Here is a 12,146-nt window from a genome sequence, read left to right on the forward strand (position 1 = left end):
CGCCGTGCGGTTCAGCCGATCTCGGCGGCAGGGGTATGCGCGGGGCGGCGCTCCGCGGGCCGGTAATCGGGGAATCCCTCGGTGATCGTGGGCGCCTGGGGGAGGGCGCCGGAGCTCTTGCGCTCGGGTTTGTCGAGGTCCTTCACGGCGAGGAGCTGGCCGCCGGGCGGGCCGTAGGTCTGCCAGAGGGCCATCGCGAGCTGGAGCGGCGCGCGCGGGCCCGGCTCGACCTTGCGGCCGCAACGAAAGCCGAGCGAGCGGAGCTCGGCCGGGCTGAAGGCGGAGCGGTGCGTCTCGGCGAAGGTCCAGGCCTGGACGTCGGCGTCGGGGGTGTCGAGGCGCAAGAAGGCGCGCTCGTCGTGGCCCGTGTGCGGGTCGAGCGATTCGCGCGGGACGGTGATGACGATGCGCTTTCGGGCGATGCGCTCGAAATCGCGGAGGGCGCGCAGTGCCGCGGGTTTGTCGAGGTGTTCGAGGACCTCGATGCAGAGGAGGGTGTCGACGTAATCGTCGGGGTAGGGGAGGGCGTCGGCGCTGGCGAGGACGAGCTCGTCGTAGCTCCGGTGATGGGCGGTGCGGCGGAGGTTGTGGACCGTGAGGTCGCAGCCGCTGAGGAGCTCGGGTTCGTCGAGGCGCGGGTCGCGGCGGTCGTAATCGCGGACCTGGCGAAAGCCGATCGGCGTGTCCTGCCAGCGGTGCCGGAGCATGAAGCCATAGACGCCGACGCCGCAGCCGACGTCGAGGATCCGCGTGCCCTCGATCTCGTCGAGGATGCGCGGAATCATGCCGAGGGGGCTCTGGCCGACGAGGAGCGAGGTCTTCACGAGCGTTTCTCCGAAAGAAGGGATTCGAGCGGGCCCACGAGGGGCAAAAGGGCACGGGAGAGCGGGCCCGCGCTTTCGCGGAGGGGGCCGAGCGAGGCGCCGAGGCCGATGGGTTTTCCGTGACGGAGGCGCGAGCCGACCTCGTGGAGGACCTGCTTGTCGGCGCGGAGCGCGAGCGCGGCCTCCTTGACGAGGCGCAGGGGGCCCTGGAAGTGGCGCGGGACGTATTTGCGGTGAATGGCGAAGGAGAAGGCGTGGATCGGCCAGGGATTGACGTCGACGTCGTGGCCGTCCTCGCGATTGCGCACGCGGACGAGGGGGCGCGCGGCATACGCGACGTCGCCGTGTTCGCAGAGGCGCATCCACATCTCGACGTCGGCGATGAAGCCGAAGGTAGGGTCGTAGAGGCCGTACCGCTCGTGCGCCTCGCGCCGGACGAGGGTCAACGCGCAGACCGGGGAGCTGAAGCTCCGGAGCATGAAGTCGAGCCAGACGCGGCCGCGCGTGAGCTCGGGCCAGGGGCCGACGTGCACGGCGCCGAGGGGGCGGTCGTCCTGGTCGACCATTTCGAGGCCCGTGTGCGCGAAGAGCGCGCGCGGGTGGCGGTCGAGCAGGCGCACGAGCTCGGCGAGGAAGTCGGGGTGGTAGAGGTCGTGGTCGTGGCAAACCGCGATGAGCTCGGAGGCGGCGTCCTCGATGCCGGCGTTGAGGTTCGCCGGCATGCGCAGGTTTTTGGGGTTGTGGTGGTATTTGACGCGCGGATCGCCGGCCGCGGCCTCGCGCACGGCCTCCTCGGTGCCGTCGCCGCCCGGGCCGTCGTCGCGGACGAGGAGCTCGAAATCGCCGTACGTTTGGGCGAGGATCGAGCGCAACGTGGCGCCGAGGAGGCGCGCGCGCTTGTACGTCGGCATGACGACGGAGACGCGCGGGCGCACGTCTCCCTCTCGAACGGGCGGCCTCGGTGAAAGCTTCGGCGGCGAGGGCATTTCAGTCGAGGCGCCCCGCACGAATGTACTCCACGCTGTCGCGAATGACGGTGTCGAGGTCGAAACGAGGACGCCAGCCGAGCTCGCCCATGGCCTTGTCGGCGTCCGGATACTTGTCGTTCGCCTCCTCGAAGAGTGGGCCGAAGAGGGCCTTCGGGTCGACGTAATCGATGCGGCTCTCGGAGGCGGTGATGCGCACGGTGCGCTCGGCGAGGTCGCGGATGCTGATCTTGTTCTGCGGGTTGCCGATGTTGTAGGCCTCGCCGCGACGGCCGAGGCGCAAGGCCCGGACGATGCCCTCGGCGACGTCGACGACGTGCGTGAAGGCGCGGATCATGCTGCCGTCGCCGTAGACCGTGAGCGGCTCGCCCGCGAGGCATTGCTTGATGAAGCGCGGCAAGACGAACCCGCCCTTGCCCGACTGGCGCGGCCCCGCGATGTTGAAGGGGCGGATGATCACGGCGAAGAGGTCCGAGACCTTGCACGTGTTGACGAGCGCGATCTCGCACGCGAGCTTGGCCACGGCGTACTCGAGGCGGACCGAGACCTTGGGCGTGATGATCTTGTTGTCGTTCTCGGAGCAGTACCCATCGCGGCCGCCGCCGTAGATCTCGCTCGTGGAGACGTCGCAGAGGCGCGCACCAGAGCGGTTCGCGATGTCGATGACGCGGTAGGTGTCGTCCGTGATGCTCTTCGTGATCTTGCCGGCATGCCCGAGGACGCCGACAGGGCCGACGACCGAGGCGAGGTGGTAGATCTCGGCGAAAGGCGCGAACGAGCCGCGCGCGAAATAGTCCTCGATGGAGAGGATGTCGTATGTGAGGCGCGGGTCGTTCACGCGGCGCACGTAGGCCTCGTGATCGAGGGGGCTCGTGCTGAGGTTGTCGACGACGTGGACACGCGCGTCTTCGTCCGCGAGCAGGCGCTCGACGAGATGGCTGCCGAGGAAGCCGAAGCCTCCCGTCACGAGGATGTGTTTGTCTTTCATGAGGCTTTGTCCTTCGTGTCGCAGGTCAGGATCATGCGGCATCTCCCCGCGTGCCGCCGAGCTTTCGACGGATGTTCCCGGCGATCCCCCGGGCAGTTTCGCGCTCCTCGGGGGCGAGCGCGATCCAGAAGAGCGTGAGCGCGAGGGCGCCGAACACGGGCGGCACGACGATGGCCCGGACGAGGCCCTCGGGGAGGAAAAACCAAAGGCCGGCCGAGGCCGCGGCCGGGACGAGCAAGCCGAGGCCGAGCGCGCCCAGGATTTCACGGGCGTAGCCGCCGAACCGGTCGCCGAGCGCCTGGCAGGCCGCGCGCGGGACGATCCAGGCCGCGAGGGCGAGATCCGCGAGGAGCGCGGCCGCCGCGACGCCCCGAATGCCGAAGCGCGGGACGAAGAGGACGGACAGGACGAACACGAGCGCCGCGTTCGCCGTGAGCAGGACCGCGACGCGGCCCTGGCGGTTCGTCGCGAGGAGCGCGGTGGAGCCGACGCCCCAGAACCCCCAGAGGATGGCCTGCGTGACGAGCATCCCGAGCGTGGGAAGGTCGAGCGAGAGTTTTTTGAGCGTCCACGCGGAGTAAACCGGCTCGGCGAGGGGCAAGAAGCCGAGGAGCGCGAGGCCAATGACGAAGCCCGAGAGCTTGGCCGTGGTGCGATGCGCGCGGACGAGGCGCGAAGGATCGCCGAGGGCGTCGAGCGCGGTGAGCTCGGGCCAGACGACGGTCGTGAACTGGATCGAGAGCATGCGGCCCATGTTCGCGATGTTGCGGTGGGTCGCGAAACGAGAGACCTCCTCGCCGCCGATGACGGACTGGACGACGAGGAGGTTGCCCTGGTTGGCGAGGAACTCGCCGAGGCCCGCGAGCAAGAAGAGCGCGCCGGGCGCGAGCATGCGCAGGCCCGTCGCACGATCGCCGCCGAGGGGCGTGAGGCGGAACCAGGGGTTCTGGCGGTGGAGGTCGCGCAGGACGTACGCGTCGAGCACGAGGGCCCAGACGACACGGGCGAGCGCGACCGTGGGAAACCGCGCGCCCGCGAGCATGAGCGCGGCGGGCAAGGCCATCTCGACGGCGCGCTTGATGGCCGTGAGATAAGCGGCGCGGACGAGCTGGCCGGTGGCGCGGTAGGTGCCGCGGACGGCGCCGAGTGGGACGCCGATGAGGAGCTCGATGCCGAGGAGCGCGAGCGTGAGGTACGTCTCGAGGTGCGTCGCGGTGGTGATGCCGAGCCACGTTTCGAGCGGCAAGACCGCGGTGACGAGCGCGGCGAGGACCCAGATGCCGATCGCGAGCGGGCCTTGCAGGCGCAGGGCGCTGTGGAGGTCGGCGAGGAAGAGGTCGTGATCGCCGCGCGCGTGATGCGCGCACATGCGATTGACGACATGCGACTGGACGCCGAGGTCGGTCATCGTCAGGAACGCGACGAGGGCCGAGAGCGAGGTCCATTCGCCATAACGCGCAGGGCCCCAGGCGTGCATGCCGATGGGGACGACGACGAACTGGCCGACATAACCGACGATCGCGACGACGCTCATCGCGGCGACGCCACGAAGGACGCGCTCGGCCATGCCGGGCGCGCCCAATCGTTCGGTCGGTTGCTCGGCCTGCCCGGCGCTCATACGGTGCTTGCCGCGAAGGCGCGGGGGTGGAGCTCGGCGAGGGCGTCCCAGATGCGCGCGCCGAAATGGTCCTCGGTGAACGAGGCGAGGACACGCGCGCGGGCGGCGCGGCCGAGGCGGGTGCGGAAGGCGGCGTCGCTGAAGAGCTCGACGAGGGCACGCGCGAGGCCCTCGTGATCGCCGTACCGCACGGAGAGGCCGGTCTCGCCGTCGACGATGACCTCGCGCGCGGCGTCGTCGAGCGAGCCGATGCACGGGACGCCCGCGGCGTTGGCCTCGAGGTAGACGAGGCCAAAGCCCTCGCCGCGGCTCGGCATGGCGAAGACGGTGGTGCGCTGGTAGAGGGCGCGGAGCTCGTCGTCGGGGATGCGGCCCCAGAAGCGGACGGCGCCGCTATCGAGGAGGCCGAGGCGTTTGGCTTGGGCCTCGTACGCGGGGCGCGCGGCGCCATCGCCGACGATGTCGAGGCGCGCGCCGGGGCACTGGCGGCGGACGTGGTTCCAGATGGAGATGAGTTCGGCGTGGCCCTTGTAGCGCTCTTCGGGGTGGATGCGGCCGACGATCAGGGCGGAGAGGCCTTCGTTCGTCCCCATCTGAGAGTCCCTCACCCCCTCTCCTCTCCCATCCCGGGAGAGGGGTTCAGATGGCGCATTTCCCCCCTCTCCCGGGACGGGAGAGGGGTTGGGGGTGAGGGTGGGACTGTGGGTGAGGGCTCGATCCTTCGAGAGACCAAGCCAGCAGACCTTGCTCGGGGTCGATCGATGTTCGGGGTTCCAGTCGAGGAAGCGGCCGAGCGTGAAGGCGCTGTTGCTGATCAAAAGATTGGTGCCCCAGATACCGACGCGCTGGTGGGCGGGCAAGGGGCGCCAGCATTCGACGCCGTGGAGGAACTGCACCACGGGAACATCTCGCGGGCGGAGGAGGCGCGCGACGGGGCCGAGGCCGATGTGGGTCGTGAAGACGAGGTCGGCATCCGAGCGCTCGCGCGCGGCGGCGGCGAGCATGCCGAGGCGAGAGCCGCCGAAGGAGAGGAAGCGTTGCGGGGGTTTTTGAAGGCCGACTTCGCGGGCGACGTCGCGCGCGTCGTGGGGCGCGTCGTGCAGGGCCCAGACGTCGTATTCGAGAGGGACGCGGCGCTCCGCGGCGATACGTTCGAGCTGGCGGAGGATCTGGCGGCTCACGGTGGGGATGCCGCCGTGGGGCGCGTCGACGAGGTCGGGGCAGAGGAACGCGAGCTTCATGAGCGCGACCAGACGGCGCGGGCCGCGCGGACGAAGCCTTCGGCGGTGTGAGGGATGTCCCACGCGGCAATGCGGCGCAGGGAGGCTTTTCCACGGGAAACGCGGGCGTCGGGGTGCGCGAGGGCCTCGTCGAGGACACGCGTCAGCGCAGGGACGCTGCCCGCGGGGAAGACCCAGCCATTGTCAGGGCCGACGAGGTCGGGGACGGCGCCGACCTGATCGGAGGCGATGACGGGGAGGCCGAGGTTCATGGCCTCGTTGACGGCGAGGCCCCAGGGCTCGAAGCGCGAGGGCAAGGCAAAGACGTCGCCGAGGGCATACGCGGCCGGCATGCGCTTCTGGTTGACGAAGCCGACGAAATGCACGCGGGCGGAGAGAGAGCGGGCGAGGGATTCGAGCTCGCCCCGGAGCGGGCCGTCGCCGATGAGGACGAGGTGGGCATTCGGGCGCGGGCGCGCGGCGAAGGCGCGGATCAGATCGGCGCAGCCCTTCACGGGGATGAGCTTGGCGGCGTAATTGACGACGAGGTCGTCCTCGGGAATGCCGAGCTCTTTACGGAAGGCGCGGGCCTCTTCGCGGACGGAGCCCGTCTGGGATTGGAAGAACGAATTGTCGACGGTGTAGGGCGCGATGAAGACGCGCTCTTTCGGGACGCCGTAATGCTCGAAGTAGTGCGCGGAGAGGGTGCCGATCGCGAGGGCGCCGCCGAGGCGGCGGAAGATCGGGGGCAAGGCGAGGCGCTTGGCGAGGCTTACGTGCGCGGGGCGCTCGGCGAGGAGGTTCGATTCGCCGCGGAGCAGGACGGGGATGCCCTTTTGGCGGGCCCGCAGCATGACGTCGTGCTCGGTGGCATGGGCATAGCCGTGGACGATGATGACGTCGGGGCGGAACGCGGACATGCGCGAAAATGCGCCGGGGTTGACGAGGCCGAAGAAATGGTCCGTGCCGGGGCGCTTCGAGACGTTCGGCACGAATTCGTGGTCGTAGCCTTCGAGGAGGGGGACGTCCCAGCGGATGGTTTTGCCGAAGCCGGGGTCGCGGGTCTCCTTGACGCCGAAATCCCAGCAGAAAAAGAGCTTGATCGCGACGTCCTCGCGGGCGGCGAGGGCGCGGTAGAGCGGCGCCTGGTACTGGATCGGGTGCGTCGCGAGGATCGCGATCCGGACCATGGCGGGCCTATCGTCCTTTCGGGCTGCGCTCGGCGAGCCGGGCCTGGAAGTCGGTGACGGTGGCGCGGAGGCCGTCGCGGAGGGCGACGCGCGGGGAGAAGCCGAGGAGCTCGCGGGCGCGGGTGATGTCGGGCTTGCGCTGGCGCGGGTCGTCGGCGGGCAAAGGCGCGTGGATGATTTCGAGGTCCGAGCCGAGGAGGCGGAGGACTTCTTCGGCGAGCTCACGAATGGTGAATTCCTCGGGGTTGCCGAGGTTCACGGGGCTTTCGAGCGGCCCGGAGCGGGCGAGGGCGAGGATGCCTTCGATGAGGTCCTTCACGAAGCAGAAGGAGCGGGTTTGCTTGCCGTCGCCGAAGAGGGTGAGGGGTTTTCCCCGGAGCGCCTGGACGATGAAATTGGAGACGACGCGGCCGTCGTCGAAGGCCATGCGCGGGCCATAGGTGTTGAAGATACGCGCGATGCGGACGTCGACACCCCAGGCGCGGCGGGCGTCGTTGAGGAGGGTCTCGGCGCAACGTTTTCCTTCGTCGTAGCAGGAGCGTTCGCCGATGGGATTGACGTTGCCCCAGTAGCTCTCGGGCTGGGGGTGGACCGTGGGGTCGCCGTAGACCTCGGAGGTCGAGGCGTGGACGATGGTGCAGCGGCGGCCGCGGGCCATTTCGACGAGGCGGAGGGCGCCCATGACGCTCGTGGTGAGCGTGGCGTACGGGTCGCTCTGGTAATGGATGGGCGAGGCGGGGCAGGCGAAGTTGAAGACGAGCTCGGCGTAGACGTGAATGGGCTCGCGGACGTCGCCCATCTGGAAGTGGAAATGCGAGTCGCGGCCGGCGCGCTCGAGGTTGCCGAGGTCGCCGGTCATGAGGTTGTCGATGCCGACGACCTCGTAGCCCTCGTCGAGCAAGCGATCGACGAGGTGCGAGCCGAGGAAACCCGCAGCGCCCGTGACGAGCGCGGTCTTGCGTGCTGCGCCGAGTCCCATGTCAGCAGAGTCCTCCGTCAGATCGTTGCATCATGGCTTTTCAGATAGGCGATGAGCGTGGTCAATGCGAAGAAGTGCGGCGCGGCATAGGTGCTTTTGTCGTCTGCGAGGAAATAACGCCACAACCCGGCGACGGCGCCTGCGTCGAGGAAGGGCGCGTGGCGCCGGGCCTCGTCGAGGAGCTTTCGTTCGGTCCAGGCGCGGAGCGGGCCCTTGAGCCACGCGGCGAGCGGAGGCGCGGGCGCCGGGCGTGCGGGGGTGTGCAGGAGCGTGGACCTCCGCGGGAGGAACAGCGCGCGCTCGACGACGGAGCGATCGAGGAGTGGGGCGCGGAGCGAGAGGCCGCGGCGGCGGCACGCGACGTCGGCGTCACGCAGGGCCCGGTCGCGGAGGTCGTTCGTGAGGTCGAGCAGGGCGAGGGCACGATCGAGGCGGAGCCCGCGCCGCGCGAGCGCGGGCTCGAGCTGCGACGGGATTGTGATCGGCAGGAGCGCGGTGTCCTTGAAGGAGAGCGAGCTCGGGTGTGCGAAGGCGTCGCGGCCGGGAAAGGTGGCGACGGTGAGCACGTCGGATTCGACCGTGCCGCGGAGCGCGGCGTACGCATGCTCGACGGATCGGTATCGGGCGAAGAGCGCTCCGAAGTGGAGGATGCGGCTCGCCGCGGGGAAAAGCGCGCTCCGGCCGAGGCCAGAAAAGGCCGCCACGCCCGCGGATTTCGCGGCGCGGAACGCGCGGAGGAACGACGTGGAAGGTTGATCGAGCGCCTCGACGGCCTCCGTGATCTCGCGTTCGTCAGGGGCGACGTGGGAGGCCGTTCGAGGGAAAGCGGCCTCGGCGAGCATGGCCTCGACGTCGCGCGGATCGGTCGTCGTTCGGGGCTCGATCGGCAGCTCCCAGTACGTGGCGCTGCGCGCGTGGCCGTCGCAGTAGGTGAGGATCGTCGCGGGCGGGAGCGGCGAGACGCCTTCGAGGATGGTGTCGGGCTCGGCGACGGCGCCCGTGGCGAGGAAGCTCCCGACTGCGCGGAGAGACAGCCGTTTTTCGGCAAAACCCCGCGCGGCGAGCGTCCAGACCTCGAAGGCGAAGGCGAGCTTTCCGGGGGCCGTCGCGAAGTAGAGGGATTTGATGCCGATCGGATCCCGCGCGAGGAGGAGCGTCCGCTCGTTCGCGTCCCAAAGACCCAGCGCAAAACCGCCCCGAAGCTCTTCGAGCGCGCGCTTGCCGCGGGCGGCATACGCGGCGAGGACGCCTTCCGGGGTTTCGACGTCACCTTCGAAGACGACCGTGAAACGGCCGTCGGGGGACGTCACGGCATTCGGGGAGAACCGGGCCTCGTCAATCGCCGAGCCAGGCCTGCCGCTGACGTACCCGAACGCCGCGTTCATCCCCGCGCCCGCTTTTCCCGCGCCGCGAGCTCGAGGTCCGAATCCACCATGCGACGCACGAGCTCCGGGAACGAGACCTTGGGCGTCCATCCGAGCTTCTCCCGCGCCTTCGTGGGATCCGCGAGGAGGACGTCGACCTCGGCCGGTCGGAAATACTTGGGATCGATGCGCACGTACTCCTGCCAGTCGAGGCCCGCATGGCGGAACGCGAGCTCCAGGAACTCGCGCACGGAGTGGGTTTCGCCCGTGCCGACGACGTAATCGTCGGCCTGGTCCTGCTGGAGCATGCGCCACATGGCCTCGACGTAGTCCTCGGCGTGGCCCCAGTCGCGGCGGGCATCGAGGTTGCCGAGCCAGAGGTCACGCTGGAGGCCATGCTTGATGCGGCCGACGCCGCGCGTGATCTTGCGGGTGACGAAGGTCTCGCCGCGGCGCTCGCTCTCGTGGTTGAAGAGGATGCCGTTCGAGATGTGCATGCCGTACGCCTCGCGGTAGTTCTGCGCGACGTAGAACGCATACGCCTTGGCCGCGGCGTAGGGGCTGCGGGGGTGGAAGGGCGTGGTCTCGCGCTGGGGGATCTCGGCGACCTTGCCGTAGAGCTCGCTCGAGCTCGCCTGGTAGAAGCGCGCCGTGACGCGCATCTTGCGCATGGCCTCGAGGAGGCGAATGGCGCCGAGCGCGGTGACCTCGCCGGTGTACTCGGGGATGTCGAAGGAGACACGGACGTGGCTCTGCGCGCCAAGGTTGTAGATCTCGTCCGGCTGGACCTCGGCGATGATCGACTGGAGCGAGGAGGCGTCGTTGAGGTCGCCGTGATGCAAGAAGAGGCGGACGCCACGCTCGTGCGGGTCGCGGTAGAGGTGGTCGATGCGCTCGGTGTTGAAGGAGGAGGAGCGCCGGATGATGCCGTGGACCTCGTACCCCTTCGCAAGGAGGAGTTCCGCGAGGTACGAGCCGTCTTGGCCGGTGATGCCGGTGATGAGCGCGCGTTTCATGCGGTTCTGAAGTGCGTCCGGCGACCCCTGCCCGGGGGCGGACCGTAGCATCCGGGGGGTGGGGCGCCAAGATAGGCGGGTTCGCGGAAGGCTTGGTTGCGGGGGAGGTGGGAGACGTTCAGGGGGCGGGATCCGGGGGATCCAGGGTGGCCGGGGTCGGCTGCTGCTGCCGCTGCTGCTGCTGCTGCTGCTGCTGCTGCTGCTGCTGCTGCGGCGGCGGCGGCTCTACTGGCTTCCGGGGCGTGCTCGGCGTCCGTCTCGGTCTCGGCGCGTGCCTGCTTGTTCTTGCGGCGCTGGTCGGCGGCCTTCTTCGCGTACCGGGAGCGGTACCGTGTCCGCGCCCTCGGCAACCGTGTCCGCGCGGATCCCCATCGCCTCATCGCCTCCTCACCCTCGCCAACCGCGTCCGCACGTAGGCGCTGAGACCGTGCGTAGGTAACCCAGGTGGTTCGTCGGCGACCGGGAGGGTGACGGTGAGGAAGGCGGAGGCCGTGCACCCCCACGAGGAGTTCTAGTCTGCGAACGAGGGCAACATATGCGTCTTGCTCGGTCAGACCCTTCCCACACGACCGAGCTTGCGCTAGGGTTGCTTGCCACAATGATTCCGAAATCCCTGCGTCCGGCGCTCTTCAAGGACATGTGTTCCAAGATCGAGGCAACGAACTTCTTTCTACCTAACGATTTCTCCTACGAAGAGACCAAATTCAGCAATAGCCAAGCGGGGATCGTTGTTAAATATTTGGCTTCGCCCAATCTATGGTTCTCCTTTTCACTGCCTACGGCCTACACGACTTCGAAGGATGGTTATTCGTCTAAGTTGGTGGTTCATACAATATCATCGCCTGGCGAACTAGGCCCCACTCAGACCGATACCGTGGATGGGTGGGAGGGCCTTGTTGTTAATTTTGCACTGTGGCTACGACGAGCTGAGGTCGACTTGAAGGACGGGGCATTGGCCCGCGAGTTGGCGAAGCAGCGTGAAGTAATCGAGGACATTGTTGCGGATGTTGCTTCAAAGGCCGAAAGCTCAGAGGTCTTCTTTACGCGTCAGGAAATACGACGCTGCTCGCAGCGCCTCGATGAACTAGAACAAAAACTGGCGGACGAGATTAGTAAGCACGCGACATCGAAGGAATCAAAGGAGAAGGTCAAAGAAGACATTGATCTTCTCAAGAAGGAAATCGATTCCTTGAAGAAGCAACTTGCGACCCTGTCGAAAGTACAGTGGTTGCGAGGAGCGCTCGCTCGTCTACTAAAGTGGTTCAGCAAGCAAGAGAACCGAGAACTCGTAGCCGATGCAACAAGTGTCGCGCAGCATCTTCTAGGCCCCGGAAACGCCGACTGAATGTCTCCCGCCCATCCAATATTCCGACAGGAACAAGCGTCGGCGCCGGGGAAAGCGAAAACTGATCGGTATCGTACGAGAACCGCGGCCCGGCGAGAACGAATCGAGTCGATCCGTGTGGGGCGCCGACTCGGAGCAAGCACTCGTGCTGGCGTTGGCGAACGTGCCGCTCGATCTGAGCCTCGTGGGCACGAGATGGGTGGGATGATGAAGTTCCTGGGACGCGCGGATCTGGGGTTGACCGCAACGCCGCCGAAATAAGGGGCGTGGCAGGTCTAACGCACGTACTGCATCCCCATCCTCGCGAGCCGCTTGCGCGCCAGTTCAAGACGCGCATACGCCGCCGTGAGGCGAATCCGCAATATACGCGCGATCTGCAACATCGAACGACTGTAAGTCCTCGCCGAGCCCCGTCGTGACACCGACGGCTTGCGGCTCCGACGCTGGTGCCCCGAAGGGAGCACCCGATGCGAAACCATCAGCGAGCGGCGGCGATTCGTGCGGAGATCGAGCGGAGCGAGGGTCGAGGACGAGGGAGGGCGTACCCCGAGCAGGTGCGTCGTCGCGCGATCGAATACTTCTGGTCGCGGCGTGACGAGGGCGCGACGATCGCAGA

10 protein-coding genes are annotated in these 12,146 nt (G+C 68.1%); 1 reads left to right on the top strand and 9 read right to left on the bottom strand.

All coding sequences use genetic code 11. The annotated features are described in order from the left end of the window. Window positions 1–11 precede the first annotated feature (11 nt). Genes KEG38_RS08565 through gmd form a run of 9 tightly spaced genes read right to left on the bottom strand, consistent with a single transcriptional unit; the run spans window position 12 to window position 10,185 of the window. Window positions 12–824: a class I SAM-dependent methyltransferase gene (locus KEG38_RS08565; protein ID WP_272418608.1), complete on the bottom strand. Its 813-nt coding sequence runs from the start codon at window positions 822–824 to the stop codon at window positions 12–14. After that, on the bottom strand, window positions 821–1,759 hold the full coding sequence (locus KEG38_RS08570) for a glycosyltransferase family 2 protein (protein ID WP_272418609.1): 939 nt from the start codon (window positions 1,757–1,759) through the stop codon (window positions 821–823). Before KEG38_RS08570 ends, KEG38_RS08565 begins: the two co-directional genes overlap by 4 nt. Window positions 1,760–1,811: 52 nt before the next feature. Continuing rightward, window positions 1,812–2,798, bottom strand: coding sequence for an NAD-dependent epimerase/dehydratase family protein (locus KEG38_RS08575; RefSeq protein ID WP_272418610.1), 987 nt, complete (start codon window positions 2,796–2,798; stop codon window positions 1,812–1,814). A gap of 31 nt (window positions 2,799–2,829) precedes the next feature. Further along, window positions 2,830–4,416: a lipopolysaccharide biosynthesis protein gene (locus KEG38_RS08580; protein WP_272418611.1), complete on the bottom strand. Its 1,587-nt coding sequence runs from the start codon at window positions 4,414–4,416 to the stop codon at window positions 2,830–2,832. After that, window positions 4,413–5,657 (bottom strand): glycosyltransferase family 4 protein, encoded by a 1,245-nt coding sequence (locus KEG38_RS08585; RefSeq protein WP_272418612.1) that lies wholly within the window; start codon window positions 5,655–5,657, stop codon window positions 4,413–4,415. The genes KEG38_RS08580 and KEG38_RS08585 overlap by 4 nt, the downstream gene beginning before the upstream one ends. Beyond that, window positions 5,654–6,826 carry a glycosyltransferase family 4 protein gene (locus KEG38_RS08590; protein WP_272418613.1) on the bottom strand — a complete coding sequence of 391 codons (1,173 nt, stop codon included), beginning with the start codon at window positions 6,824–6,826 and terminating at the stop codon, window positions 5,654–5,656. Before KEG38_RS08590 ends, KEG38_RS08585 begins: the two co-directional genes overlap by 4 nt. A 7-nt stretch (window positions 6,827–6,833) precedes the next feature. Then, window positions 6,834–7,805 (bottom strand): UDP-glucuronic acid decarboxylase family protein, encoded by a 972-nt coding sequence (locus KEG38_RS08595; protein ID WP_272418614.1) that lies wholly within the window; start codon window positions 7,803–7,805, stop codon window positions 6,834–6,836. A 17-nt stretch (window positions 7,806–7,822) separates the two neighbouring features. Then, on the bottom strand, window positions 7,823–9,190 hold the full coding sequence (locus KEG38_RS08600) for an asparagine synthase-related protein (RefSeq protein ID WP_272418615.1): 1,368 nt from the start codon (window positions 9,188–9,190) through the stop codon (window positions 7,823–7,825). Then, the gene (gene gmd / locus KEG38_RS08605) at window positions 9,187–10,185 is read right to left on the bottom strand and encodes a GDP-mannose 4,6-dehydratase (RefSeq protein ID WP_272418616.1); all 999 of its coding nucleotides are present in this window, start codon (window positions 10,183–10,185) and stop codon (window positions 9,187–9,189) included. The genes KEG38_RS08600 and gmd overlap by 4 nt, the downstream gene beginning before the upstream one ends. Window positions 10,186–10,783: 598 nt before the next feature. Here gmd and KEG38_RS08610 point away from each other — a divergent pair. Continuing rightward, entirely contained in the window at window positions 10,784–11,530 is a 747-nt protein-coding gene (locus KEG38_RS08610) for a hypothetical protein (protein WP_272418617.1), read from the top strand. The last annotated feature ends 616 nt before the right edge of the window (window positions 11,531–12,146 follow it).

The organism is Polyangium jinanense, assembly GCF_028435265.1.
Classification (GTDB): Bacteria; Myxococcota_A; Polyangia; order Polyangiales; family Polyangiaceae; genus Polyangium; species Polyangium jinanense.

Excerpts from the sequence above, each read along its gene's own strand:
- KEG38_RS08575 (WP_272418610.1), bottom strand. The coding sequence starts at position 2,798 with ATGAAAGACAAACACATCCTCGTGACGGGAGGCTTCGGCTTCCTCGGC.
- KEG38_RS08580 (WP_272418611.1), bottom strand. The coding sequence starts at position 4,416 with ATGAGCGCCGGGCAGGCCGAGCAACCGACCGAACGATTGGGCGCGCCC.
- KEG38_RS08585 (WP_272418612.1), bottom strand. The coding sequence starts at position 5,657 with ATGAAGCTCGCGTTCCTCTGCCCCGACCTCGTCGACGCGCCCCACGGC.
- KEG38_RS08590 (WP_272418613.1), bottom strand. The coding sequence starts at position 6,826 with ATGGTCCGGATCGCGATCCTCGCGACGCACCCGATCCAGTACCAGGCG.
- KEG38_RS08595 (WP_272418614.1), bottom strand. The coding sequence starts at position 7,805 with ATGGGACTCGGCGCAGCACGCAAGACCGCGCTCGTCACGGGCGCTGCG.
- KEG38_RS08600 (WP_272418615.1), bottom strand. The coding sequence starts at position 9,190 with ATGAACGCGGCGTTCGGGTACGTCAGCGGCAGGCCTGGCTCGGCGATT.
- gmd (WP_272418616.1), bottom strand. The coding sequence starts at position 10,185 with ATGAAACGCGCGCTCATCACCGGCATCACCGGCCAAGACGGCTCGTAC.
- KEG38_RS08610 (WP_272418617.1), top strand. The coding sequence starts at position 10,784 with ATGATTCCGAAATCCCTGCGTCCGGCGCTCTTCAAGGACATGTGTTCC.